The sequence below is a fragment of the Selenihalanaerobacter shriftii genome (genome assembly GCF_900167185.1).
GTDB lineage: Bacteria > Bacillota > Halanaerobiia > Halobacteroidales > Acetohalobiaceae > Selenihalanaerobacter > Selenihalanaerobacter shriftii.
The window spans coordinates 39,979-66,919 of the sequence record NZ_FUWM01000008.1 but is presented as its reverse complement, the minus strand read 5'-3'; the positions used below and the strand labels follow the sequence as shown (position 1 = coordinate 66,919).

Sequence of the window (26,941 nt, the reverse complement as noted above, 5' to 3'; positions counted from 1 at the left end):
CATGTTACATATTAATCAAGTTTTAACGATTGCAGGTTCAGATTCTAGTGGCGGAGCTGGAATTCAAGCTGATATTAAAACTATAACTATGTTGCAAAATTATGCTGCTTCAGTAATTACTGGGGTTACAGCACAGAATACAAAAGGTGTTAGTGAGGTTTCGATGTTAAGTGGAGAGTTTGTTAAACAACAATTAAATGATGTTTTAAATGATTTAGAAATAAACGCAATTAAAACTGGAATGTTAGGAACAGCAGAGGTAGTAAGTGTTATAGCTTCTGTATTAAAAGAACGTGAGATTAAAAATCTGGTTATTGATCCAGTGATGGTAGCTACTAGTGGAGATAGACTATTAGATAAAGAGGCAATTTCTATTTTAACAGGAAGACTTTTTTCTTTAGCAACAGTAGTGACTCCTAATTTAACTGAGGCTGAGGTATTAATTGATAAAGAAATTAATACTTTATTAGAGATGGAAGATGCGGCTAAAGAAATTAGTAATTTAGGTCCAACAGCGGTATTGCTTAAAGGTGGTCATAGAGAGGGTAAGGCTATTGATCTTCTTTATTATAAAGACAAAACACATAGAATATCTGCTCCCCGTATTAAGACAGAGAATACACACGGAACGGGTTGTACTTTGTCTTCGGCTATTGCTTCTAATTTAGCTGACGGAATGGAAATCTTACCAGCAATTAAGAAAGCTAAAGATTTCATTACTTCTTCATTAAAGAATGGAATAAATGTAGGTAAAGGGAGAGGGCCTGTTAATCATCTTTGGAGATTTGAGAAAATTTAACTTTAATTATGTTTTGTCACATTTTTGTAAATAAAGTTAGTTATAATTTAATTAACAATTAAAAAGCTTAATTAACAACTAAAATAGGAGGGCTTTTATGATGAAAAGATTAATTAAAATTAATAAAAAGAGTTTATCTAAGTACTTGTCAATTGCTTTAATTAGCATGTTATTAAGTGGTTTAATTTTCACTTACATAGAAACAGGTCAAGTTTTAGCTAAGACTCAACCTAAGGGGCAAAATATATTTGAACGAAATGTATTTGCTGATATAGCATCTAAGGTTGATTCAGCAGTAGTTAGAGTTAATGCTAAGATTAAATTAGATTCTAAAGAAGTTAAACAACGAAAACCTTTCTTGAATGACCCTTTCTTTAGAGAATTCTTTGGACAGGATATTCCGTATGGCAAGCGTAAACATCCAGAGGTTAGACAAGGCTTCGGAACTGGGTTTATTATTAGCAAGGATGGATATATTTTAACTAATGAACATGTAGTTCATGATGCTGATGAAATTACTGTTAAATTAAGTGATAGAAAAGAACCGATTAAAGCTGAATTAGTAGGTTCTGATTTTAGTTTAGATTTAGCTGTATTAAAAGTTGATGTTGATGAGGAATTACCTACTGTAAAATTAGGAGATTCTGATCAGATTAAGCCTGGTGATTGGGCAGTAGCAATTGGAAATCCATATGGTTTAAATCATACTGTTACTGCTGGAGTAATTAGTGCTTTAGGACGTCCATTAAAAATTTCTCAAGGTGAGAAACCAAGAGTATATAAGAATATGATACAGACTGATGCGGATATCAATCCTGGTAATAGTGGCGGACCGTTATTAAATATTAAAGGAGAAGTTATTGGGATCAATACTGCTGTAAATGCTCAAGCTCAAGGAATTGGTTTTGCTATTCCTATTAATGAAGCTAAAAAAGTTTTAAGTGATTTAAAGAAGCATGGGAAAGTTATTAGACCATGGATGGGAGTTTATATGCAGCAGATTACTAAAGAGATTGCTGATTATTTTGGGTTAGAAAGTACTAAAGGAGCTTTAATAGCCGATGTAATTCCTAATAGTCCAGCTGATAAAGCTGGCATAAACCCCGGAGACGTAATTTTAAAATTAAATAAAAAGAAGATAGAAAAGCCTAAAGATGTGGTCAAGTTAGTCAGTAAATATAAAGTTGGTAAACGAATAATTTTAAGGGTGCTAAGAGATGGTCGTAAATTATTTATACCGATGACTTTAGGTGAAAGACCAAGAGAATATTAAACAAGTTTTAATTTTGACCGAGGGATTATCCCCTCGGTTTTTTATTTTTAATCAATGTTTTATCGAGGAAGATATATTTTAGAATGTAAATTTTTTATTATTTATAGTTAAGTATAGGAATAAAAATGCCACTTCAAACTTACATATTAATAATGGGGCTGACTAGAGATATGAGGTGGTGTTAAAAGTGAATAATGAGTTAGGAATAGAGATTATTAAAAAAGAGACTGATCTCTTAATTATTGGTGGGGGAGCTGCCGGTATATTTGCTGCGGTTAAAACTAAAGAGTTAGACCCAGATTGTAAAGTAACGATTATGGAAAAGGCTAATATTGAATGGAGTGGCTGTTTAGCAGCAGGGATTAATGCTCTCAATGCTTATTTAACATCTGGTGAAACACCGGAAAGTTTTTTAGAATATGTTAAACGAGATAATAATGGACTTATTAGAGATGATTTAGTCTATACTATTGCTCAAGAGTTGAATCAAGTCACTGCTGAAGTAGAAGATTGGGGATTACCGATTAAAAAAGATCAAGAAGGTAATTACTTAGCAAGAAGTAGGCGAAGTATTAAGATTAATGGAGATGAGTTTAAACCTATTTTAGCTAATAGAGTTAAAAAAGAAGATGTTGAAATCTTAAATAGAGTAGTAGCTACTAATTATTTATTGCAGCAAGGAGAGGTATATGGGGCATTTGGATTTTCTGTTAGAGAGAATAAATTTTATGTGATTAAGGCAAAAGCAGTAATCTGTGCAACAGGAGGAGTTAGTGGGGTCTATAAGTCTAATAATACTGGAAGTGCTCGGCATAGAACTTGGTATCCGCCATTTAATGCTGGGGCAGGATATGCCATGGGAATTAGAGCTGGAGCTGAAATGACAAGTTTTGAAATGAGGTTTATCGCTTTACGAGTTAAGGATGTATTAGCTCCAACAGGAACATTAGCTTTAGGTGCGGGAGCAAAGCAGATTAATGCTTATGGTGAAGAGTATTTAAAAGAGTATAAAGAAGTAACTACACCAATTAGATTACAGGCTACATTAATTGAAAATGAAGTTGGTAAAGGACCATGTTATTTGGATGTAAGTCATTTAGATGAAGAGGGTTGTAAAGAGTTAAAGAAAGAGTTTTTGAATATGTCTCCTAGTATAGTTTTACAATGGGCTAATAAGGGGATAGAACCTAATGAAGAACCAATTGAGATTGCCGGTTCTGAACCTTATATAGTAGGAGGGCATGGGCAGGCTGGCTATTGGATTGGGACTGATAGAAGTACCACTTTAAAGGGGTTATTTGCTGCCGGAGATGTAGCAGGTGGAGCTCCTAAAAAGTATGTTACAGGAGCGTTTGTAGAAGGGAAAATAGCTGTGGAGGCGGCTTTAGATTTAATTAAAGAAAGAGAAGAGGTTCATTTTAATAAGCAAGTTATTCAAAAAGAATTACAACGAGTATATCAGCCTTTAAGTACAATTGAGAGCTTGAAACAGCAAGAATTAGAGAGTAGATTACAAAAAATAATGGACGAATATGCCGGGGGGATCAGTAGTAATTATCGGGTTAATAATCAAAAATTATTAATAGCAAAAAAGAGGTTAATAGAGATAGAGGAAGATGCTAAGAGGTTAAGTGCAGATAATCTCCATCAATTAATGGCGGTGCATGAGATTATTGATAGGATTCAAATTGCTAAAGTAGTAGTTGCTCATTTGCTATATAGAAAAGAGACTAGATGGCCAGTTTACCAGCAGAACTTAGATTATCCTAGACTGGATGATCAAGAATGGTTTAAATTTGTAAATTCAGTTTATGACCAAAAGAAAAGCAAGGTTACAATTAAAGAAAGAGAGTGTTACTGTTTAGAGAAGGCGGAGGTCAATTATGAGTGTATGTATTGATAATCAAGCTTGTAGTTTATGTAGTAAGTGTATTAATGTTTGTCCTGGGGATCTTCTGTTAGAGAAAGATGGAAAAGTATTAATTAGAGCCTCTGAAGAATGTTGGGATTGTGCTGCTTGTGTTAAAGAATGTCCTAGTCAGGCTATTGAATTATATTTACCGACTGTAATTGGAGGACGGGGAGCTACTTTACAAGCAAGACGAAATAAAGATAATAGAGTTTGGGTTTGTAAGCATTTAGATGGGACGAAGAATGAATATATAGTGCCGATTAAATAGATACTAACTAACATAATAGAAATCAATTGTAACTAAAAGGAGGAGTATTAGATGAAGAAATATAGATGTAAGGAGTGCGGATATGTATATAACCCGACTAAAGGAGATCCAGCAGCAGGGATAGATCCAGGAATATCTTTTTCAGATATCTCTTATGCCTGGGTATGTCCTGAATGTGGGGCTGATAAAGAGATGTTTAAACCAGTAATATCATAATTATAATATAAGTGCGAGTAGTATTAACAACTATTCGCACTGAATTATGAAGTAAATATGAAGATTGCATATTTGATTGTGGATATGTGAACAATGTGTTATAATATATAATAAGGACTTAACATACATAGAGGAGGTAACTTATATGAGTGGTAAAAATGATAAACAAAAGACTATGGCAATTTTTATGATAATTGTTTTTGTAGCATCGGTCTTTGTAGCTGCTGCAGGGTTTATTAGTTCTTCAAATAATTCCCAACAAACAAATTATCAATCGAATTCACAAGGAGATAGCCAAAAGATTAATAACCTTAAACAGAGGTTATCTGACAATCCCCAGGATGTACAGGCTATGATTGATTTAGGAAATGCTTATTATGACCAACGTAATTATGAGAAAGCGATTAATTATTATGAAGCTAGCTTGAGGTTTGAACCGGAGCATGCACACGTATTGGTGGACTTAGGGACTGCTTATTATTATAAACAAAATTCTAACCCACAGAAGGCTATAGAATTGTATAATAAAGCATTAGAGGTTGATCCTGATTTTAAAAATGCTTTATTCAATAAAGGAGTCGTCTACCAACGAGGAATAAGGAATTATCAAAAAGCAATTAAGGCATGGCAGGCGTTTATAGCTGAATATCCAAATGGACAAATGACTGATAAAGCTAAAGAGTTTCTTGCGGAGGCAAGGAGTTCAGCCAAAAATCCAGATCAAATAAGCTCTCCACAATCGACTAATGCTCAATCTACAATTGCTGATTATAAGGCAAGATTAGGAGAAAACCCACAAGATGTAGCAGCAATGATTAATTTAGGTCATGCTTATTTTGATCAACAAAACTTTAGTAAAGCGATTAATTATTATGAAACTAGTTTGAAATTTAAACCTAATAATGTATCAGTGCTTGTAGATTTAGGAATAGCTTATAGAAAGGTAAATAATCCCAAAAAAGCTATTGGAATATTTGATAAAGCATTAGAAATTGATCCTGATTTTAAAAATGCTTTATTTAATAAAGGAATCGTAACTCATTTTGATTTAAAAGATTATCAAAAGGCTGCTAAAGCTTGGCAGGCATTTTTAGCAAAATATCCTAATGGTAAAATGGTTGATAAAGCAAGAAAGTTTTTAAATGAGGCTAAAAATTCTATAAATTAATATTTAATTGAACCAAACCTCCGTTTAGGTTAAGCGGGGGTTTGATTTATTTTATGGAGAATGTTATTATTGAGATATAATATTTTCCATTTTTAGAGATAGAGGAGGTAATTAAGTGCAGCGGACAATTATTGTCATGGTGATTATAGCTTTAATTTTAATGATGGTTGCTTATTTTCAAGCAAGCACATTACCGCTTAAAGGCTTAGAGATTGGAGTTGAAATGACAATTAAGATTATTCCATTATTGATCTTTGCCTTTATAATTGCTGGTTACATGCAAGTATTGATTCCACAAGAGATGATTACTAAATGGCTAGGAGAGGAGTCTGGTTTTATAGGTATAATGTTAGGAAGTATTGCCGGCGGTATAATCCCTGGTGGACCGTATGTAAGTTTTCCAATAGCGGCATCCTTTTTAAAGGCAGGAGCTGAATTAGGGACAGTGGTTGCTTTTGTAGCGGGAAAAGCATTTTGGTCTTTAAGTAGATTAGTAATGGAAGTAGCTATTTTAGGTCCTAAATTAACAGCAATTAGATATGGATTGACTTTGGTTTTTCCTCCATTAGCTGGTTTGCTGGCTAATTTATTATTTTCGAGATTTAGCGATGATTTAGTTTCTAGGAAAGCTGGTGAAAATTGATGTTAGAATCTACTATTATTATGGCTATTATTTCAGTGGTTTTATTTATTATTGCTTATCTTAAAGGTGATCAATTACATATTAAAGGTTTGAAAGTAAGTAGTAATATGTTAATTAAGACTGCACCATTATTAATAGTTGCTTTTATTTTAGCAGGATTAATTCAGGTATTAATTCCTCAAGAATTAATAGTAGAATGGTTAGGAGCAGAAGCGGGTGTGAAAGGGATTTTAATTGGGTGGTTTGCAGGTTTGGTTACTCCTGGAGGTCCTTATGTGGCTTTTCCATTGGCGGTCAGTATTTTCAAAAGCGGGGCTAGTTTAATGGCGGTAATTACTTATGTAGTGGCTTGGTCAATTTGGAATATTAGTTCTCTTACTTTTGAAGTTGCTCTAATTGGTCCTAAATTTACTGTGATTCGAATTTTAAGTACGGCTTTTATTCCACCATTAATTGGGATGATTATCTACATCTTTGGGTAAAATATTAAGCTAATATAAGTTTTTTGAAAATTATGAAGGATATTTCTAATTCATAAAGAATAAATATTATGATAGTTAGATATGGAATTATTAGTATGTTTTGAAAGGAGGATTTACATAATGATTAGAGAGAAGAAAATAGCAGAATTTATGGAGGAATTTGCATCTAAGTCACCAACTCCAGGTGGAGGAAGTGCAGCTGCTTTAAGTGGAGCTTTAGGTGCTGTTTCAACTTGTATGGTAGCTTCATTAACAGTAGGAAAAGATGATTATGCTGATGTGCAAGAAGAAATGGAAGAATTAATTGATGCTACTACTCAATTAAAAGAAGATTATCTTGATTTAGTTAATGAAGATATGGAAGTATTCGGTGAGTATATGGATGCTTTACAGATGCCTAAGGAGACTGATGAGGAAAAAGAATTAAGAGACAAGACTATGAAAAAAGCTTCTATAGAGGCAACAGAAGTTCCTTTTACTATGGCTAAGAAGAGTGTAGATATTTTAAAGCAGGCTGTAATTGCTGCTAAGAAAGGTAATTCTCATGCCGTAAGTGATGCTGGCGTAGGAGCTATTGAAGCTTGGGCAGCTTTAGAAGCAGCTGAACTAAATGTAAATATTAATTTAGCTTTTATGAGTGATGAAGAATATGTAGCGGAAAAGAGAAAAGCTATGGAAGAATTAAAAGCTGAGGCTAAAGAATTAAAAGAAGAAGTTTTAAAGATTACTAATGAAAAGATAGGTTAAAGTTAAGTAGAAAAGCAACCAGGGAATAATTCTCTGGTTGCTTTCTTTATTTATACAGCAAAGCTGTGACTTCCAATATTTTTAACTACTCTTCTAGTCCAAATCCAGTTAGAAGAAGAGTGGATTTTTGCTGGATTATAGAAGAATAAAGAGTTGCCAGTAGGATCCCAACCATTTAAAGCAGCTTTAGCAGCTTTAATAGTTTCTTGATTTGGTCTTAAATTAGCTTGACCATTCATTATTGATTCAAAAGCTAAGTTTTCATAAATTACTCCGGAAACAGTATTAGGAAACTTTGGGTTTTCAACTCGATTTAAAATTACTGCTGCTACTCCAACTTGTCCTTCAAAAGTTTCTCCACGAGCTTCTCCATGAACTAGACGAGCTAATAAATCTAAATCTCTAGAAGAAAAATGATTTGTAGTATATTTTGTTTTTTGCGGAATGTTTAATGTTTGACCTGCATGAATAAGTTCTGACCAATGATTATTTGTAGATTTAATTTGATTAACAGTAGTACCATACTTTCTAGCAATTGTCCAAAGACTTTCACCTGGTTTAACAGTATGCATAGTTGCAGCAGAAGCTACTAATACATTAGTAAATAATATAAGAGCTACTACAGTAACTATAAATGTGATCTTAAATCTCTTCATTTATAAATTCCTCCTTTTTCTAATTTTACTCTAGTATTATATCAATTTGTTTAAAGGTTATCATTAGAAGATATAACCATGCTTTCGAAGGGAGAATTAGGGAAATTTTTCACTATACAGGAAACAGGTGTCTGAGTGTAGAATAGTTATAGATAAGACGAATAAAGATTCAGAAAATTTATTACTTTATTAAGGAGGGGTAATAATGATAGATACAGAAATGTTAAGGATAATGGTGTCAGTATGGCAGTTAGCTTTTGTGATATTGCTGAGCATAGTTGTTGAGGTTTATAGTGATGAATTAGAGGATGTTTTAGATACTATAGGAATAAATTTAAAGAAAGAACAACCTCAAGATGATGCTGCTATGTATTTATCTCAAAGTGAAGAACTTGAAGAGAAGAGTTTATTAAAGAATAAAGCACAAGATTTATTATAATTAGAATTATTTTCTGAAAATTTATAATATATATAATATTAGAATTTGAATATGTGCAGGATAAAGCATAGAGATTAATAATTAAAATTTTATATTTAGAAAGTTTGTTAACATACCTTTAATATAGGTATGTTTTTGTGATTTATATGTGAATTATTTACCATGAAAAAAATTGCTAGTTAGATAAAAGGTAGATGAAAAATAAGTAACTGGTATTTTACATAGAATAATAATACTTCATCAATGTTAAAATTTACTTTATTACAGAATATAGAGAAGGGAATGAGAAAATGATGCCGTATTCAAATAAAAAAATTATATTAATTCTAATGGTTATAATATTATCTTTAGCAGTAGTAGGCTGTAGTAGTAGAGGTACAAAAAGTAAAATTTACACGAAACGGCAGTTTGAGAAGATACAGACCAGTATGACATATGATGAAGTAACTAATCTTTTAGGCAATGATGGAAATGTAGTTTCTAGGTCTAGTGCAAGTCTGTATAATACTGCAGCGTATCTATGGCAAAATCAAGATGGCTCGAATATGACAATAACTTTTCAAAATGGAGAAGTTATTTCTAAGAGACAGAATGGTTTAAGGTAATAATTTTACTAAGCACTCTTAGTTGAGTGCTTTTAATTTATATTATAGAAGGTGAATTAGTTAACTATATAGAAATAAAATAAAAAGAAGATTTAATTGGGATATAGGAATATAATCAGATGTTTTGAATAAATTTAGCGAAAATTAAATATAATTAAGCTATACATAGAGAAGGAGGAAAGTGATATACCCTCTTGTTAGTTACCTCTGTTATTCTTTCCTCCCTTTTATATCCATATAATTTCCTTGGAACTTTTAAAGGAGACTAGAGCAGAATTCTGTTCTAGTTTTTTATTTTATGGATAAATAAATTATTTGTGTTTTAAAATATGATAATTACTTTGTAAGAATAAAATAATTACACTTAAATGGTTGACATCTCAACTAATCGTGATATAATAAATAACTAACAAATTTAAAGTATATGAACTGTAAAAGATTTAATTTGGAGGAGGTATTTATGAAAAAGTTAGATAGTATAGCTAAATATATATCTATTGCTTATAGAGCACAAGCTTCTTTGTTAAATGATAAGTTAGCTGATTATGATATTGGGAGAGGTCAATACCCTTTTCTAATTGCCCTGTATCATCAAGATGAAATATGTCAACAGGATTTATGTAAGATTTATGATATAGATAAGGCTGCTGCTGGTAGAGCAGTAAAGAAATTAGAGGATAAAGGGTTTATTAAACGTAAAAGAGATTCTGAAGATAAACGATGTTATCTTCTTTATTTAACAGAAAAAAGTAAGAAGTTTAAACCAGTATTTATGGATATTTTATATTCAATTGAAGAAGAGATAAAAAAAGGATTATCTCAAGATGAAGTTGAAATTTTTATGAAATTAATTAAAAAGATATGTTATAATTTAGGTTTTGAAGATGAGTTTATTGAGGGGGAATAAATATGGCACTAAATAAAAAAGCTGATAGGCTAGGAACAGAACCGATTATTCCATTATTAATTAAGCTATCAGCACCAGCTGTTATTGGGATGCTTATTCAATCGTTATATAATATAATAGATAGTATTTATATTGGTCACCTTAGCAAAGAGGCATTATCTGCTATCTCATTGGCTTTTCCAATTCAGCTACTTTTAATTGCAATTTCAGTTGGTACTGGAGTAGGAACTACTTCATTAATTTCTAGACTATTAGGTAGACAAGAACATAATAGAGCTAATAGTGTTGCTGAGCATGTTACATTTCTTTCTGTTATTTACGGGATAGTAGTAGCAATTATTGGTTATTTTTTCACAGAAGATTTGATTAGAATATTTACTCATGACCAAGTTTTGATTGATCTTACTACTCAATATACTAGGATTATCTTAATGGGAGCTTTAGCTTTATTTGTTCCGATAATAGGTAATAATATTTTACGGGGCGAAGGGAATACTTTTGTTCCAATGGTGACGATGTTAATTGGAGCGATTTTAAATATAATCTTAGATCCACTTTTGATTTTTGGAATTGGTTTTTTTCCTGAACTAGGTATTGAAGGTGCTGCATATGCTACGATATTTGCGAGGTTAACTAGTGGGATTTTTGTTTGGATAATTCTATTTAGTGATAAGAATCAGATTACATTAAAATTAAAACAGATTACATTTGATCCACAAATTATAATTGATGTATATAAAGTAGGATTACCGGCAATGGCTTTACAGATATCAGCAAGTACAATGATTGCTGGAGTTAATAAAATTGTTGGTAGTTATAGTGAAACAGCTATTGCAGTCTTTGGAATCTATTTTAGATTACAATCTTTTGTTTTTCTTCCTATTGTCGGGTTGACTCAAGGTTATATGCCGATAATCGGTTATAATTATGGAAATAACAATTCAGAAAGAATGAAGAAAACAATTAAGTCTGGAGCAATAATTAGCTGCATATTTACGACAGTTGGATTTATTATTTTTCAATTCTTCACTAAGGAATTAATCTTATTATTTAATAAAGATCCTCAATTATTAGAAGTAGGGACTACGGCTTTAAAGAGAATTACTCTTGCTTTCCCAATAATGGGACCAGCAATTATATTTTCAACTACTTTTCAAGCGATCGGAAAAGGCATACCTAGTTTGATTCATTCTACTTTTAGACAGATATTATTACTTTTTCCGACTATGTATTTATTAAGTTATCTTTATGGTTTAGATGCTTTATGGTTTGCAATTCCTATTGCAGAGTTAATAGCGGCTGTTATAGTCACAATTTGGTTAGTAATAGTATTACATGAAGTCTTTAAAAAGATGAATGAACCAACTGTAACTGACAAAGTAGGTAAAGTAGATAAGGCAAAAGCTAAATAATAAGGAAGCCTCTGAGTGAATCTCAGGGGTTATTTTATTTTAATTTTTAATTTATAATATATTATTGAGTTTAGAGATTTAATTTGAAGGTTATATTATTCAATAAAACAGAATATAATTGAATATTATTATAATAAATAAGTTTAGAGATAGATGCTAAGTTTCTGAATAAAGGGTGAGATAGATGCTAATGAGAAAATTATTATTAGTTTTGATTATTTTACTTTTATTATCTGTAAATATAAGTTCAACTGAGATTAGTCATAATTGTAGCTGTTATCAATCTCGTAAAATATCGTTACAATATCCGCCGTTAAAAGGAGATGATATCTGGGAACTACAAAGAGAACTTAAAATATTAAATTATTATAAAGGGAAAATTAACTCTTTATATGATTGGAATACATATATAGCTGTTAAGAGATTTCAATATGCTAATGGTTTAAAAGGAGATGGGATGGTTACAGATAAGTTGTGGTCAGATTTAGGTAAGGCAATATATGGAGAAAATATTATAACAGCAAATAAAAATGATTCGCCACCAGAAGGGGTGTCAATTTTAGTTGATACTTATAAGATGAAATTAATTGTTTATTCTGATGGTAGTAAATATGCAGAATTTCCAATAGCTATTGGTAAGCCTTCTTCTAAGTCTCCTATTGGTGAGTTTAAGATAATTCAAAAAGTAGATATGTGGAATAAAAGTGTTTTTGGCTATAAGTGGATGAAGTTAAGTACTCCCTGGGGAAATTATGGAGTCCATGGTACTAATAAACCAGGTTCGATAGGATATGCTTCTAGTAATGGGTGTATTAGAATGTTTAATAAGGATGTAGAGAAACTTTATTCATGGGTTAAAATCGGTACGAAAGTTAAAATTATTGGTTATAGAAAGCCAGTTAAAATTACTCATGCTTTTAGATCAGGGAATAAAGGGAAGGATGTTTTGTTATTTCAAGAAAAGTTAAGGGAACATGGTTTTGATCCAGGTTGTACTGATGGCATATTTAGTACAGATACTAAAAAAGCTTTAAAGGAATTTAAGTATATTTATGGGTTGAAAGATGATGTAATTGCAGATGAAAATATTTTTTATATTTTAAATATTAGATAAGAAGCTATAATAATGTGATTTATTTATATAGGACTCAGAGCATGGTTATGTTCTGGTTTTTTAATTTGCTATTAGCTTTTAATAAGGTTATACAGTAGCCTGTTATAATTCAGAAAAGGAATTAATAATTTTATGTCGTAATAATTTAGAAAGATGAGCTAATTAAGGAGGATTGATTTTGGACAAATTTACTTTATCTCGAGAAGATTCAGTTTTAATGGTAATTGATATCCAGGAAAAGTTAGTACCTGCAATGGAATATGGCGAAAAAGTTATTCAAAATACAAATAAGTTAATTTCTATTGCTGAAAGAATAGGTGTTCCAATCATCGCTACAGAACAATATCCTAGAGGTCTTGGACGAACAGTATCGGAAGTGAGCAACTTTTTTGAGGAAGCTTCAATTCATGAGAAGATAACCTTTTCAGGATATAATGATAATATAGCTTCTAACTTAAACCAACTAGAAAGAAAAAAGATTATTATTACTGGAATGGAAACTCATGTCTGTGTTTTTCAAACGGTAAGAGATTTGCTTGATAATGGTTATCAAGTTTTTGTAGTAAGAGATGCAGTATGTTCTCGAACCAAGAATAATTATTTAAATGGTCTATCTCTAATGACATCTATGGGAGCAGTAATTACAAATACAGAAACAGTATTCTTTGATTTAATGAAAGAAGCAGGAACAGCTGAATTTAGGGAATTATTGAAGTTGATAAAATAGATTAAGGATAAAATTAAATATTTAATTTATATAGTTAATATACCTTGCCAAGAGGTATGATAATATTGACTTACTTAATATATTTTCTTATAATGATAAAGGTCTAAGGGAGGTAAATAGTATGGAATGGAAGATAAATCATTTTAGTGAACTAGATACAGCTGAATTATATGAAATTCTTAAGCAACGAATAAATGTCTTTGTAGTTGAACAGGATTGTCCATATCCTGAATGTGATGATAAAGATTTTGATTCGTATCATCTTTATGCTGCTAAGGGTGACAAAGTAGTTGCTTACTTAAGAATTATCTTACCAGGAGTCTCTTATGAAGAAGCATCAATTGGGAGAGTGTTAGTACATAGGGAATATAGAGGAAATGGCTTAGGAAGAGAATTAATGGAAAGAGCAATAGAATATATTGAAGAAGAATTACAAGAAGATAGTATAAGGCTTTCTGCTCAAGAATACTTATTGGACTTCTATAAAAGTTTAGGTTTTAAAACAGTGTCAGACACATATCTAGAGGATGGAATTCCTCATGTGGAAATGCTGTATAAAAGCAAATAAACTTCAGTTTTGATTGAGTTGGTCTAAATTTATTTAATATAAGGATGGGTTTTTTTGAATAATTTTGGGATAATTTTATTATTTAATATTATTTTGGTATAATAAAAATACAAGGCTTTAAGGATTTAATCTTTATTTAGATAATGGAGGCAATAAAAATGTTTAAAGGAAAGTTCTTTAAAACAGCATATGCCGTTATTTTAATCTTAGTAATAATACTTTTATTAGGGCAGATTCCTTATGTGATGAAACCTTTATCTACAGTATTATCAATTATTATATTTCCTTTATTACTAGGCGGATTTTTATATTATTTATTGCGACCTCTAGTCCGATTCTTTGTGAACAAGGTCAATAATAAAACCATTGCTATTATCATTACTTTTTTAATAGTGATAGCTTTCTGGGCTTTTGTTATTTACTTTGGAGGAAGTATAATTTATAGTGAGGTAAAAGAATTATTTAATTATTTTTCTTTTAATTATGAAACCACTAAACAAAGCATTAGTCAAATAATTAATTTTAGTAATGAGCACTTTCGATTTCTAAAAGATTTAAATTTACAAAAACGACTACTTAATTTTGTAAAAGGACTCTTAAGTGAAATGAGTAATTATAATTTTATGGGTACGTTTTCATCTTTAAGTAATTTAGCAACAATTATAGTCTTAATTCCCTTTGTTGTATTTTATTTTCTCAAAGATGATGATAAGATACATGATTTTCTTTTATCTGCTTTACCAAGTAAGAATCAACATAAATTAGAAAGGACTTTACAAGAAATTGATCAAATCTTATCTGCTTATATTAGTTCTCAATTAATCGTAGCACTTATTTTAGGAGTTTTAATGTTTATAGGTTATTTAATTATCGGTTTACCTAATGTATTAGGTTTAGCTTTAATAGCAATGGTGACTTCTTTTATTCCAATTTTAGGTCCTAGCTTAGGTATACTGCCGGCTTTGTTAATAGCTTTGACAACCAGTCTTTTAATGGTAATTAAGGTATTAGTAGTTTTATCTATAACTCAATATTTAGAAGGAAATTTAATAAGACCTTTAGTTCAAGGCGAAAAGCTTAATATTCATCCATTAGTTGTATTATTTTTAATTATAATTTCTATTTTGTTATTTGGAATATTAGGAGCTTTATTTGCGGTGCCGATTTATGCAGTAATTCGAATAGTAATTAAAAATAGAGCTCAATTTACAGAAGAAGTATAAAAATAAAATTAATATTTAAAGAAGCCAGGGCATATTATTGATGCCCTGGTTTTTTATAGTCTTATCAAAAGAAAATAAATAGAAGAGTTAATTTAAATGATTTAATGTGACTTTTTTAAATATTTACCATATGATTATTCACTATGATATGTTATTAAGCTTCATACATATTAATAACCAGATTTAGCTTTTGGTTTTAAAGATCAATATTAATATTTATAGACAGATGAAAATTAGAATCTTCATCTTTTTTATTCCTTAAATTTTTATAAAAGATCCTAGGATTAATTGGTCGTCCTATTCCTTCTTGTTTAATATTTTTTCCGGTCATACGATTTATATAATGATACTCGTACTTATAAGAAGGATACTTGACCTCTAGTTTCTCTTTAATTCCTGAACGTCTATTTTCATATTTATATTCATATTTATCAAGTTTAATTTCAATCTTTTCTTTAATTTTTGCACGTTTGTTTTCGTATTTGTATTCATACTTATTATAATCTACATTCAATTTTTCTTTAATAAAGCCTCTATGTCTACTTTTATGTCCTGTTTTACCAAGTGGAAGATAAAGTCTTGATCTTGTTTGCATTGGATGACGGAAAGTTAAAATTTCCTCTTCAAACATAATAGGTGGCAATCCAAAATGCCAAGTGACTCGTCCCCAATTATTTTTATTACTAATGATAAAATTAACTTCTTTATCAGTTACAGGACGATTAGACATAGAATGAAGATAAAGAATAAAACTTAACTCTTCTGGTTTTAAATCAAACTTTTTAAAATATCTGATTTTTTGATCTTCAATATTAAAAACATTCTTCACAAAGTCTGTACTATTTGAATTATCATGATAATCTTTTTTAGCATGTTTTTTAGATTTTTTCTTACCATGTTTGAATTTTCCTTGTTTAAACTTTCCTTTTTTAGGCTTAGCTATTACTATGGAAGACATTAAAGTCATTATAAGCAAAATAATTAAAAGTAATGATACTTTTCTTTTCATACTTACACCTCATTTTAATATACGTGGTTTTAAGCTAAAAACAATAATTTTAATCTATAAATATGTAATTTAAATTTAATATCATATAGTAAATAAATAGTCACAATCTAATTTTATCAAATATAAGTTTAAAAATCCATGGAATATTATTCTAACAAATTTATTGGAGGATATGTATTATTAACAAAAAAAGAAGCCCCATTAAAATGGAGCTTAAAAGGAATGCCCGCAGGGGCGGGCATTAGAAATGAGGTAGGTGTGAATATAACCTCAATAATATTATATTATACCCTGGTATGGTAATGCAAGGATTAATTGTAATTTTTATCATAGAATTTATAGTCAAACTAAATTTGAATATTATCAAAATTTAGAAAATTAATAATTAATTCGTCATAATTTGGTGATTTTTAAAAGGAGTATCTATCCTTTTGTATAATTATATAAACATAGTTAAAAATTACTGTAAATTATTAACTAATGGTTAAGAGTGGATCTTTAAATTATTTACAATAAAAAAAAGGGGGTAAATTAAAAGTTTAATTAACTAATGATTCAAAATAATATGAAAACAGATATAGGAGGGTATTTATTTTGTTTAAAAGTATTAGAGCTAAAATGATGATTATTATTGGAGTTGTTATTCTAGTATTAATAGTAGGAAGTTCATTGATTGCTTATAATCAAGCAAGAGGTATTCTATCACAATCTCTCTTTAAAGCTGCTGAAGAAAGTGCTCAACAAAATGCTAAAGTAATTAGCACTTGGATCAAAGCTAAGAAAAATGATATGAAACTATTGTCTCAGTTAAATTCAATTAAAAGTATGGATTGGGATAAACAATATTTGACTTTAAAAAAATTACTTAAAGAAGCACCAGCTTCAGAATCATTGTTTGTAGTTGATTTGAATGGTAAGATGCATGATACTAATAATTATAGTACTAATGTTTCAAATCAAAGTTATTTTCAACGAGTAATGCAGGAGAAAAAAATAGTAGTTTCTAAAATATTAAGTAGTTTTGAAACCGGTAGACCTATTACTATTATTGCTACTCCAATACATAAAGATGGTCAAATGGTAGGAATATTAGGGAATGTCCTTAAGCTTGATAAATTACAGCAGATTACAGAAGATATGAAAATAAATGGGATAGGTTATGGATGGATTATTGATAGTAATAAACAGACTATTGCTCATCCTAATGATAAATATTTAGGTAATAAAAAGATATTAGAAACAGGAGATAAACAATTAAAGAATATTACTTCTCAAATGGCAGAAGGTAAGGCAGGTTCAGGTGTTTTTATGCAGGAGGGAGTTGGAAAAGGTTTAGCATTTGCTCCTATTGAAGAAACTAATTGGTCTATAGCTTTAGTTGCAGTTAATGATAAAGTGCTTGCTCCAGTTAATGCTATAAAGAAGAGTAGCTTATGGATTAGTTTAGTTGCAATTATTTTAGGATTGATTGTAGCATATTTAATTTCTTCGAAAATTGCTAAACCAATTCAAGCAGCTTCTAATTTTGCTGAGGAGATTGCTAACGGTAATTTACAAGTGCAGTCATTAGATATTACTTCTAATGATGAGGTAGGAGAGTTAATATCATCTTTGAATAGAATGCGTAATAATCTTAAAGATATGATAACTGACTTATTAAATACTACTGAAAACTTATCAGCATATAGTGAAGAATTATCTGCATCTGCTCAAGAAGGAAATGCTGTCATTGAAACGAGTAATGAAAGTATCAAAGAGATGACAGCTAGCATTCAGCAAATTTCAGCCAGTAGCCAGCAAGTAACTGGTGTTGCACAGAAAGCTAATTCCAAAACTAAAGCTGGTAGTGAAAAGGTTGCTAATGCAGAAATGGGTATGAAACAGATTAATCAAAAGATAGGGACTACTGTAAATACTATTAGTAGTTTAGATGATAAATCTCAGGAGATAGGACAGATTATAGAGTTAATAAATGATATAGCAGAACAGACTAATCTTTTAGCTCTAAATGCAGCCATTGAAGCTGCTAGGGCAGGAGAACATGGACAAGGTTTTGCTGTAGTAGCAGAGGAAATTAGAGAATTGGCAGAAGAAACTGCTAAAGCTACTGATGAGATTGCTAATTTAGTTAAAGAAACTCAGAATAAATCAGATAGTAGTTTAAAGGCAATTAACCAAGTGGAAGATGAAGCTAAAAAAGGTGAGGAAATTGCAATAGAAACAGGTGAAATATTTACAGAAATCAAGAGTTCAATTGAAGAGACAACTGCCTACATCCAACAGACTGCAGCATCTACTCAAGATTTAGCTGAGAATAGTGATGAGGTTATGAATGCTACACAGGATATAAATAACATGTCTGAGGAAGTAACTAAATCTTCACAAGAATTGGCTAGTATGGCACAAGAATTAAAGGATTTAGTTGAAAGATTTGATGTTTAAGTTTTAAATAAGTAATTAAAAATTCAAATTAACATTATTAATACCTAAGACTAGATTGCACCTAAAGTCTTAGGTATTTTATATTACAATTTTGGTTAGGCAATGAACTTAAATTCAACCTGGGAATTTTTTAGTTTCGCTAATATTAGTATATAGCATATAATTAATTTTTTGTTTTTTGGCCTTATACATAGCCTGGTCTGCTTTTTTGATAAGAGTTTGTGGTTCGATACCATCTTCAGGATAAACACTTATTCCTATACTTGTTTTTATAGAGAATTCATTTTTATTTATTATTATCGGTTTTTTAAGAATGTTAACAAGTTTTGTGGCTGTTTGGGCCGCATCATCATAAGAAATAACTTTAGGGATTAATACAGTAAATTCATCTCCTCCTAATCTAGCTACAATATCATTCTTTCGTAAATTATTTTTTAATCTGTTAGCAATTTCTTTAAGTAGTTTATCACCTATATCATGGCCAAATGTATCATTAACATTTTTAAAATTATCTAGATCTAGAAATAGAATAGCTAATTTATTTTCATTCTTATCAGAATTTTTGATTAGTTTTTTAAACTCTTCTTCAAATCTCTTTCTATTAGTTAAACTTGTAAGATGATCATAATAAGCCATATGTTCAGATTTTTTTAAAAGATAAATTATTATACCGATGAATGTTAGAAATACACAAGTTATAATTAAGATATTACCTAAAAATAAATTACGTTGTTCTTTAAGTTCTGTCAACATTATATTATTATCGTATGTAACTTCAATAACATATGAACTCCACCAATTTAATTCACCATTTTTTTTATAAGTTAGATAAGGAATATATTTATAAGTATGTTTGATTTTTGCTGATGAACTTATAATAGTCTTAATTTCATTAGATGAAATGACTTCTTTAATAACTTTTTTTGTATCTTCAGAAATATTAGTATTAAGAACTGGTTTTTTTACTTTATTTACTTTTCCAAGTGTACTTCCATCTTGATTAAATTTATAAAATGCAATTTTTTTAACAGATTTATATTGTTTTGTTAATTTATCTGCAAAAGCAATAACATTTAAATTTTTAAAAGAAGGAAATTTATTCTTGATATTAACTCCTAGTTCTAAAAGATATTTATAGTCAGGAGTAGGTATATAGCTATACTTTTTTATATTACCAGTATTTATTGAGATATCTATACGATCAGAAGTAAATGAATCACTTTTTAAACGTTGTTTTAATAGTTTAGAAAAAGCAGGAAATCTCTGAAAATTAAGTCCTAAGTCTGGTTTAAAAGTTGTTTTAGCTACTTTTAAATTACTATTAATAATATAAATTTCATAATCATCAAATTTGTCTTTTAGTTTTTTAAGGTCCCAATTTAAAACATTTGGATTTTGACGGTATTTATCTATCATTATCATAGAGTACTTTTTCATCTTTTCATTTAAATGTTTTTCAGCAATTCTATAAGAGTTATCTGCATGATTAATAGCATTCAAAATGCTTTTTTCTATTAAATTTTGTTGAGTAGTATATTTATCTTTAATTATCTGTTTAGTATTTTGATAACTATAAAATGAACTATATAATATAGTTACAAATACTATGGCTATGATGGTATATTTATATCTTTGCAAAAAGTTTTTCATTTTCAACTGCCTTTCTTCAATAGAATTATAAATTATAGTGATACCATTCTATATGTTCGATAAAAAGTAGTTGTGTCCTGCAATAATTACCATTATATTAGTAATTATTAACATAAAACCTATTATTTTTATAAATACTAAAAACTATTTATATTCAAAAATAAATTAGGTTAAGATAAACAGGAATTAATAATCATTTATTGAATTAGCTTAATAATAAGTCAATTAAATATACTAAAGAAACGAGGGGTAAGATTGAGATTATCTTTAGATTTCTATCAAAAAGATGCAATAACTCTAGCTAGAGACTTACTAGGAAAGTATTTAGTAAGAAATATAGATGGAGAAGAAGTAATTGCTAAAATGGTAGAAACCGAAGCTTATGTAGGTCCAGAAGATAAAGCATGTCATGCTTATCAAAATAAGAGAACTAAAAGAACTGAAGCTATGTTTAAAAGAGGGGGGTATACATATGTTTATCTGATTTATGGAATGTATAATTGTTTTAACGTAGTTGCAGACCCAAAAGAAAAGCCTGAAGCAGTATTGATTAGGGCAGTAGAACCTATTAAAGGTTTAGAGATTGTTAAACAGAATAGATCTATTAAAAGTAAAAGAAAACAGGATTTGACTAATGGTCCAGGAAAGCTTTGCCAGGCTTTAGATATTGATAAAAGTTTAAATGATTATGATTTGACTAATGGCAATAATCTTTATATTAAAGATAGTAAAAGAAGGAATAAAGGAAATTATGATATAATTTCTGATAGGAGAATAAATATAGATTATGCTGAGGAATATCGAGATAAGCCTTGGCGTTTTTATATTAAAGGAAATAATTTTGTCTCTAAAAGATAAAATGTAACATATTTAAATTAACTATATAATTTGATTAGTACTTAGCATTTAAGAAGTAACTTTCATTATTCAGTAGTAGTAGCAGAAAAAAGTTTAAAAAATATTATAAATAATTAATATAAGTTTAAAGTTTTATCTAATTTGAAGATGTGAGTATGGAAATAAGTAAATAAATTATTCATATAGGAAAAATTACTGATAGCTAACTCTTCTTTTCTAAGAAGAAGTGAGCTATCTTTTATTATATTATAAAGTATATTTATGGAACAAAATGCTAAATAAGATATAATTTTATAATAAAATGAAGGTGATTTAGTATAAATATATAATTATGTTAAATAAAGGTTAAATATAAATTAATTATTACAGGAGGACAGATAAAATTTTATAATAGATATTTAGAATATATCTATTGTGAGGAATAGAACAATTCAGAAGATGTTAGCTTAGATGAGGAGGTGAAATATAGGGTTAGTTTTTATTAAAGAGACATATTTTAAAAGTGAAAGGAATTTGATAATTATGAAATTAAGTAATCTTTTTAATAACTTAAACAAGAGAAAATTTATAATTCTTTTGATTATACCAATATTATCTTTTGGGATTACTCTGTTTGGAATTGCTAACTTACATAAATTATCTAAGTTACAATCTTTAGAACGAGATCATGTTAAGTTACTTTGGAAGAATAGACTTTATTTAAATAAATATGAAGAAATTGGTGATGAAAAGTTTTTAAAACAATTTTTTGAAGGGCAAAAAGAAATGCAGAGAAAGCCTGAGAAATTTTTAGAAATGATTAGTTGGCTTGACCGTTTATTATTACCGGAAGATATGAGAGTAGGTACTGAACTTTGTATAAAAGATATTAAAGATCAAAAGAATTTAGTAAAAGTTGTGAAAAAATATCAAGCTGGTGAGTTGACTAAAGAAGAATATCTTAAGCTTAAAACAAAAGCTTTTAATGAGAGTGAAAAGAATGGACGAGTATTTTATCAAAGATTTAAAAAGGTACAGCAGAAAGTAAAAATAATAGTACTTTCTTTAATTATAATAGTCAATGGAGCATTAATATTATTGATGTATAAAATAATTACCCCTATGCGTAAAAGTTTAAATATGTTAAAGGATATGGCTAATCAAATTGCAGAAGGTAAATTAAAAAGGTTAGATGGTGAATTTGGTGAAGATGAAATAGGTAGTTTAGTAACTTCTTTTAATAATATGGTAGATAAGCTGCGTAATATGATAACTAATATATTTAATAACGTAGAAGATTTATCAGCTTATAGTGAAGAACTTTCTGCATCAGCAGAGGAAGGAAATGCATCCATTGAAACTACTAATCATTATATAGAAGAAATGACAGCTAATATACAACAGATTTCAGCTAGTAATCAAGAAGTAACAAGTCTTACTCAAGAAACTAACTCCCAAACACGTGTGGGAGGCGACAAAATTGATACTACAATAGCAAGTATGGAAAATATTAATCAAGTAGTGGAAGAAACAGTAGATAAAATTAAGGAGTTAAATACTAATTCACAAGAGATTAATAAGATAGTAGAATTAATTACTGATATAGCAGATCAAACAAACCTTCTAGCTTTAAATGCAGCAATTGAAGCTGCTAGGGCTGGAGAACATGGACGAGGTTTTGCTGTAGTTGCTGAAGAGATTAGGGAACTGGCAGAAGAAACCTCTAAAGCAACTAATGAAATTAGTAAATTAATTGGAGACACACAGAATAAGTCGGCAGCTAGTTTAGGTGCAATCCAAGAAGTAGAAAAGACTGCTCAAGAAGGGAAGCAGGTTGTAGAAGAAACAGGAGAAGTATTCTATAAAATTAAGAATGCTATTGATGATACTTCTACCTATATGCAACAGACAGCTGTTTCAGTTGAAAATTTATCCAAAAGAAGTGATGAAGTATTGGATGTTTCTCAAAATATTAGTAATATGTCTGAAGAAGTAACTAAGTCTTCTGAAGAATTAGCTCAGATGGCTCAAAAATTACAAAATTTAGTTTCAGAATTTGAAATTTAAAAAAACCCCTTTCTATAATATTATAGAAAGGGGTTTTTTTAACAGAAAAGAATCTATATTCAAAAATAAATTAGGTTAAGATAAACAGGAATTAATAATTATTTACTGAATTAGCTTAATAATAAGCCAATTAAATATACTAAAGAAACGAGGGGTAAGGTTGAGATTATCTTTAGATTTCTATCAAAAAGATACAATAACTCTAACTAAAGACTTACTAGGAAAGTATTTAGTAAGAAATATAGATGGGGAAGAAGTAATTGCTAAAAAGGAAATAATTTTGTCTCTAAAAGATAAAATGTAACATATTTAAGCTAATCGCATAATCTGATTAGTACTTAGCATTTAAGAAGTAACTTTCATTAGCAATATAAAATTTAATATTATTTAAATTAGAATTCTTAATAATTTTAATTAAATTAGGGAGGAGATATATAGAATGAACTTTTATGGTAGTTTATCTGTCTTTCCAAGATTACCAATGAAAATTAAGGGTTTAAAACAATTAGCATATAATCTTTGGTGGAGTTGGAATCAAGAAGCAGAAGATTTATTTAAAATGATTGACGCTAAAAAGTGGAAAGAATCTGGTAGAAATCCTGTAAGTTTTTTATCTAAAGTTGATTATCAAAGATTACAAAAAGTTAGTCAACAACAGGCATTTATTAATAAATACAATCAGGTTATGAATCATTTTAATGATTATTTACAACAAGAAGAGACTTGGTTTAAGGACAATGCTCCAATATCAATTGAAGAAGATAATGTAATTGCTTATTTTTCTACTGAATTTGGATTTCATGATTCTTTACCAATTTATTCCGGGGGCTTAGGTGTTTTGGCTGGTGATCACTGTAAGTCAGCTAGTGATTTAGGATTACCTTTTGTAGGTATAGGTTTATTGTATCATAATGGGTACTTTAAACAAAAAATTAATGGAGAAGGTTGGCAAGAAAGTTTATATCCTGAATTGCATTTTAGTCAACTACCCATAACTCCTGTAAAAGATGAATTAGGAGAAGAATTAACAATTAATGTTAAATTATTAGATAGAGAAGTCATGGTTAAAGTTTGGGAGGTTAAAGTTGGAAGGGTTTCTATCTATTTACTAGATACGAATTTGCAGGAGAATAGTAAGGATGACCGAAAAATAACGGCTCAATTATATGGGGGAGACCAGGAAACAAGAATTTTACAAGAGATTATTTTAGGTGTAGGAGGCACTAAAGCTTTATACAAAATGGAATATAGCCCTATAGTATGGCATATGAATGAAGGACATTCGGTTTATTTAGAGTTAGAAAGAATTAGAAAATTAATTAAAGAAGAAGAGTTAAGTTTTAATCAAGCCATTGAAGTAGTAGGTGCTAATACTGTATTTACTACTCATACTCCAGTACCAGCAGGTAATGAAACATTTCCATTTGATTTGAAAGAAAAATATTTTGCTAGTTATTGGGAAGATATTGGCTTAACCAAGGAAGAATTTATGGATCTTGGTCAAATTTATGAAGATGACGATGAGTTTTGTTTAACTGTCTTAGGTTTAAAATTAGCTAAATTTAGTAATGGCGTTAGTAAATTACATGGAAAGATTGCTAGTAAGATGTGGCAAGATATTTGGGAAGAAGTTCCGCCAAATGAAAATCCGATTACTTATATAACTAATGGAATTCATACTCGAACTTGGTTGGCATCTGAATGGGAAGAGCTCTTTGATGAATATTTACCTGCTAATTGGAGAATGAAAATTAAGGATAGGAATATTTGGGAAAATATTAGAGAAATTCCGAATGATAAGTTTTGGCATACTCACCGGAAATTAAAATCAAAAATGATAGATAATATTAGAAAGAGAGACTTAGAAAGAAAACGTAGATATCAGGATATAACAGCAGTGAAAGATATATTAGATAAAGGAGCATTAACAATTGGTTTTGCTCGTAGATTTGCTACTTATAAACGTGCTACACTTGTCTTCAATAATTTAGAACGATTAAATAAGATTTGTAATAAAACAGATAAAGAAGTACAGCTTGTTTTTGCTGGAAAAGCTCATCCTGCTGATAAACCAGGGAAGAAATTAATTAAAAAAATTCATGATATTGCTGAAAGTAAAGAGTTTAAAGGTAAAATAGTACTTTTAGAAGATTATGATATGAATTTAGCTAGATATTTGATACAGGGAGTAGATGTTTGGTTAAATAATCCTAGAAGGCCTTTAGAGGCTAGTGGAACTAGCGGCCAAAAATCTGCAATTAACGGAGGATTAAATTTAAGTATATTTGATGGTTGGTGGTGTGAGGGTTATAATGAAAAAAATGGTTGGGTTATAGGTTCTAAAGAAAGGTTAAAATATACAGATAAAGAAGAACAAGATTTAATCGATAGTAATTCATTATATACTCTTTTAGAGGAAATGATAGTTCCTCTCTACTATAATACTAATGATAAAGACCTGCCAGCAGATTGGATAAATTGGATGAAAGAGGCAATGATTTCAATTATTCCTAAATATAGTACTGATAGAATGGTTCAAGAATATACTAAAAGATTGTATATGCCAGCTACTATAAAGGGAATTAAGGCTAAAAAGGACAATTATAATATAAGCAAGAATTTAGTTTCTTGGAAAGAAAAGCTAAAAAATAATTGGGAAGATATAGAGATTACCTCCCAGAATCAAGGGGAACAAGGTACCTTTAATATAACTGATATGATTAGATTCACAGTTAAAGTTAGTTTAGGAGAGTTAAGTCCTGATGATATTCAAATAGAGTTATATTTGGTAACTGAAAATGGGAAAGAAAAAATAGATATTATATCGATGGATTTAAAAAAAGAATTAGAGAATAATAAGTATGTATATTCAACAGATATAAAATTAAAAGAAATTGGATCTTATAAGTATACTTTTAGAATAGTTCCAAATGAAGATAGGTTAACTAATAAACATGAATTAGGATTAGTAAAATGGATTAAGTAGTCAAATAAACTAAATGAGGATGCTTAAAAATCAATTGGAGGGAAAAGATGTGTCAGTAGATCAAAGAAGAAAAAAAATACTAGATCTATTAATGGATAATCAATCACCGATCACTGGTTCCAAATTAGCTAAAAAGTTTGGGGTAAGTAGGCAAGTAATAGTGCAAGATGTTGCGTTGTTGCGTGCTCAGGGAGAGGAAATATTGGCTACTTCTCAGGGATATATTATACCTCAACAAAGGAGTAGCCAAATGGTTACAAAGACTATTGCTTGCATACATGATGGTGCAGAAATAGAGGATGAACTAGAAACTATAATTAAGTACGGTGGTAGAGTTAAAGATGTAATTATTGAACATCCAATTTATGGGGAACTAAATGGACTATTGATGATTCAATCTAAATCAGATTTAACTAACTTTATGCACAAGTATAATAATAATACTGTTAAACCATTATTAACTTTAACTGAAGGTGTGCATTTACATACTATTGAGGCTCTTAATCAAGAAGTTTTAAATCTAATTGAATGCAAATTAAAGGAGAAAGGATATTTATTAATTGATTATTAATTAGCTGCTCTTTTTGGCTTTTTGGCTACGAGTTCTAAGACAAAAAGGGCAGCCATCATACCCTTCATCTAAGTATTCATTTAATTCTTGATTGTTTTGGAGAAATGTAATATATTCTTTATTGATTTTTTCTAATTTACAGTCCATTACTGGGTTGCTAAGATCATGAATCTCTTTAGTATTACTATCAGCTAAATAATGGGTTTTTTTGGACATGTTT

27 protein-coding genes are annotated in these 26,941 nt (G+C 29.5%); 23 read left to right on the top strand and 4 right to left on the bottom strand.

Translation table 11 applies throughout. The features are described 5' to 3' along the window. Position 1 precedes the first annotated feature (1 nt). From thiD to B5D41_RS05390, 9 genes are all read left to right on the top strand, one after another. A complete protein-coding gene (gene thiD, locus B5D41_RS05430; RefSeq protein ID WP_078809602.1) occupies positions 2-799 on the top strand; it encodes a bifunctional hydroxymethylpyrimidine kinase/phosphomethylpyrimidine kinase in 798 nt (265 codons plus the stop codon). Between the two features lie 100 nt (positions 800-899). Then, positions 900-2,072 carry a trypsin-like peptidase domain-containing protein gene (locus tag B5D41_RS05425; protein ID WP_078809677.1) on the top strand — a complete coding sequence of 391 codons (1,173 nt, stop codon included), beginning with the start codon at positions 900-902 and terminating at the stop codon, positions 2,070-2,072. A gap of 187 nt (positions 2,073-2,259) precedes the next feature. Continuing rightward, complete coding sequence (locus B5D41_RS05420) at positions 2,260-3,972, top strand: adenylyl-sulfate reductase subunit alpha (protein WP_234983898.1); 1,713 nt, start codon at positions 2,260-2,262, stop codon at positions 3,970-3,972. Further along, the gene (locus tag B5D41_RS05415) at positions 3,956-4,252 is read left to right on the top strand and encodes an indolepyruvate ferredoxin oxidoreductase subunit alpha (protein ID WP_078809601.1); all 297 of its coding nucleotides are present in this window, start codon (positions 3,956-3,958) and stop codon (positions 4,250-4,252) included. Before B5D41_RS05420 ends, B5D41_RS05415 begins: the two co-directional genes overlap by 17 nt. 51 nt (positions 4,253-4,303) lie before the next feature. Then, on the top strand, positions 4,304-4,468 hold the full coding sequence (locus B5D41_RS05410; protein WP_078809600.1) for a rubredoxin: 165 nt from the start codon (positions 4,304-4,306) through the stop codon (positions 4,466-4,468). Positions 4,469-4,613: 145 nt separating this feature from the next. Next, positions 4,614-5,636 carry a tetratricopeptide repeat protein gene (locus B5D41_RS05405; protein ID WP_078809599.1) on the top strand — a complete coding sequence of 341 codons (1,023 nt, stop codon included), beginning with the start codon at positions 4,614-4,616 and terminating at the stop codon, positions 5,634-5,636. 115 nt (positions 5,637-5,751) lie between these two features. Beyond that, positions 5,752-6,279 carry a permease gene (locus B5D41_RS05400; protein ID WP_078809598.1) on the top strand — a complete coding sequence of 176 codons (528 nt, stop codon included), beginning with the start codon at positions 5,752-5,754 and terminating at the stop codon, positions 6,277-6,279. Continuing rightward, positions 6,279-6,761: a permease gene (locus B5D41_RS05395; RefSeq protein WP_078809597.1), complete on the top strand. Its 483-nt coding sequence runs from the start codon at positions 6,279-6,281 to the stop codon at positions 6,759-6,761. The genes B5D41_RS05400 and B5D41_RS05395 overlap by 1 nt, the downstream gene beginning before the upstream one ends. A 120-nt stretch (positions 6,762-6,881) precedes the next feature. Further along, positions 6,882-7,508 carry a cyclodeaminase/cyclohydrolase family protein gene (locus B5D41_RS05390; RefSeq protein WP_159442897.1) on the top strand — a complete coding sequence of 209 codons (627 nt, stop codon included), beginning with the start codon at positions 6,882-6,884 and terminating at the stop codon, positions 7,506-7,508. 50 nt (positions 7,509-7,558) lie between these two features. On the opposite strand, the gene B5D41_RS14360 is transcribed toward B5D41_RS05390, so the two are convergent. Continuing rightward, positions 7,559-8,164 (bottom strand): cell wall hydrolase, encoded by a 606-nt coding sequence (locus B5D41_RS14360; RefSeq protein ID WP_078809595.1) that lies wholly within the window; start codon positions 8,162-8,164, stop codon positions 7,559-7,561. A gap of 205 nt (positions 8,165-8,369) precedes the next feature. On the opposite strand from B5D41_RS14360, the gene B5D41_RS05380 reads away from it, so the two are divergent. The 8 genes from B5D41_RS05380 (at position 8,370) to B5D41_RS05345 (ending at position 15,159) form a co-directional block, all read left to right on the top strand. Next, entirely contained in the window at positions 8,370-8,603 is a 234-nt protein-coding gene (locus B5D41_RS05380) for a hypothetical protein (protein ID WP_078809594.1), read from the top strand. 290 nt (positions 8,604-8,893) lie between these two features. Further along, entirely contained in the window at positions 8,894-9,208 is a 315-nt protein-coding gene (locus B5D41_RS05375) for a DUF3862 domain-containing protein (protein ID WP_078809593.1), read from the top strand. 460 nt (positions 9,209-9,668) lie between these two features. Continuing rightward, positions 9,669-10,115 carry a MarR family winged helix-turn-helix transcriptional regulator gene (locus tag B5D41_RS05370; protein ID WP_078809592.1) on the top strand — a complete coding sequence of 149 codons (447 nt, stop codon included), beginning with the start codon at positions 9,669-9,671 and terminating at the stop codon, positions 10,113-10,115. Between the two features lie 2 nt (positions 10,116-10,117). Beyond that, positions 10,118-11,527, top strand: coding sequence for an MATE family efflux transporter (locus B5D41_RS05365; RefSeq protein ID WP_078809591.1), 1,410 nt, complete (start codon positions 10,118-10,120; stop codon positions 11,525-11,527). A 190-nt stretch (positions 11,528-11,717) separates the two neighbouring features. Continuing rightward, positions 11,718-12,641: a L,D-transpeptidase family protein gene (locus B5D41_RS05360; protein WP_234983897.1), complete on the top strand. Its 924-nt coding sequence runs from the start codon at positions 11,718-11,720 to the stop codon at positions 12,639-12,641. Positions 12,642-12,819: 178 nt separating this feature from the next. Continuing rightward, entirely contained in the window at positions 12,820-13,368 is a 549-nt protein-coding gene (locus tag B5D41_RS05355) for an isochorismatase family protein (RefSeq protein WP_078809589.1), read from the top strand. Between the two features lie 121 nt (positions 13,369-13,489). After that, the gene (locus tag B5D41_RS05350; RefSeq protein ID WP_078809588.1) at positions 13,490-13,936 is read left to right on the top strand and encodes a GNAT family N-acetyltransferase; all 447 of its coding nucleotides are present in this window, start codon (positions 13,490-13,492) and stop codon (positions 13,934-13,936) included. Positions 13,937-14,094: 158 nt separating this feature from the next. Then, positions 14,095-15,159 (top strand): AI-2E family transporter, encoded by a 1,065-nt coding sequence (locus B5D41_RS05345; RefSeq protein ID WP_078809587.1) that lies wholly within the window; start codon positions 14,095-14,097, stop codon positions 15,157-15,159. Between the two features lie 196 nt (positions 15,160-15,355). On the opposite strand, the gene B5D41_RS05340 is transcribed toward B5D41_RS05345, so the two are convergent. Then, positions 15,356-16,168 carry a hypothetical protein gene (locus B5D41_RS05340; RefSeq protein ID WP_078809586.1) on the bottom strand — a complete coding sequence of 271 codons (813 nt, stop codon included), beginning with the start codon at positions 16,166-16,168 and terminating at the stop codon, positions 15,356-15,358. 594 nt (positions 16,169-16,762) lie between these two features. Here B5D41_RS05340 and B5D41_RS05335 point away from each other — a divergent pair. Next, positions 16,763-18,610: a methyl-accepting chemotaxis protein gene (locus B5D41_RS05335; RefSeq protein WP_078809585.1), complete on the top strand. Its 1,848-nt coding sequence runs from the start codon at positions 16,763-16,765 to the stop codon at positions 18,608-18,610. Positions 18,611-18,724: 114 nt separating this feature from the next. On the opposite strand, the gene B5D41_RS05330 is transcribed toward B5D41_RS05335, so the two are convergent. Beyond that, a complete protein-coding gene (locus B5D41_RS05330) occupies positions 18,725-20,260 on the bottom strand; it encodes a GGDEF domain-containing protein (RefSeq protein ID WP_078809584.1) in 1,536 nt (511 codons plus the stop codon). Positions 20,261-20,515: 255 nt separating this feature from the next. On the opposite strand from B5D41_RS05330, the gene B5D41_RS05325 reads away from it, so the two are divergent. The 5 genes from B5D41_RS05325 to B5D41_RS05310 all read left to right on the top strand — a co-directional run bounded on the left by B5D41_RS05325 (position 20,516) and on the right by B5D41_RS05310 (position 26,721). Beyond that, positions 20,516-21,118: a DNA-3-methyladenine glycosylase gene (locus B5D41_RS05325; RefSeq protein WP_078809583.1), complete on the top strand. Its 603-nt coding sequence runs from the start codon at positions 20,516-20,518 to the stop codon at positions 21,116-21,118. Between the two features lie 522 nt (positions 21,119-21,640). Further along, on the top strand, positions 21,641-23,164 hold the full coding sequence (locus B5D41_RS05320) for a methyl-accepting chemotaxis protein (protein WP_078809582.1): 1,524 nt from the start codon (positions 21,641-21,643) through the stop codon (positions 23,162-23,164). Positions 23,165-23,324: 160 nt separating this feature from the next. Next, a complete protein-coding gene (locus tag B5D41_RS14065) occupies positions 23,325-23,468 on the top strand; it encodes a hypothetical protein (RefSeq protein WP_159442896.1) in 144 nt (47 codons plus the stop codon). Positions 23,469-23,603: 135 nt separating this feature from the next. Next, positions 23,604-26,150: an alpha-glucan family phosphorylase gene (gene glgP, locus B5D41_RS05315; protein WP_078809581.1), complete on the top strand. Its 2,547-nt coding sequence runs from the start codon at positions 23,604-23,606 to the stop codon at positions 26,148-26,150. Between the two features lie 49 nt (positions 26,151-26,199). Then, positions 26,200-26,721: a transcription repressor NadR gene (locus tag B5D41_RS05310; protein WP_078809580.1), complete on the top strand. Its 522-nt coding sequence runs from the start codon at positions 26,200-26,202 to the stop codon at positions 26,719-26,721. Here B5D41_RS05310 and B5D41_RS05305 read toward each other — a convergent pair whose 3' ends face one another. Continuing rightward, positions 26,722-26,937, bottom strand: coding sequence for a hypothetical protein (locus tag B5D41_RS05305; protein WP_078809579.1), 216 nt, complete (start codon positions 26,935-26,937; stop codon positions 26,722-26,724). Positions 26,938-26,941: the final 4 nt, after the last annotated feature.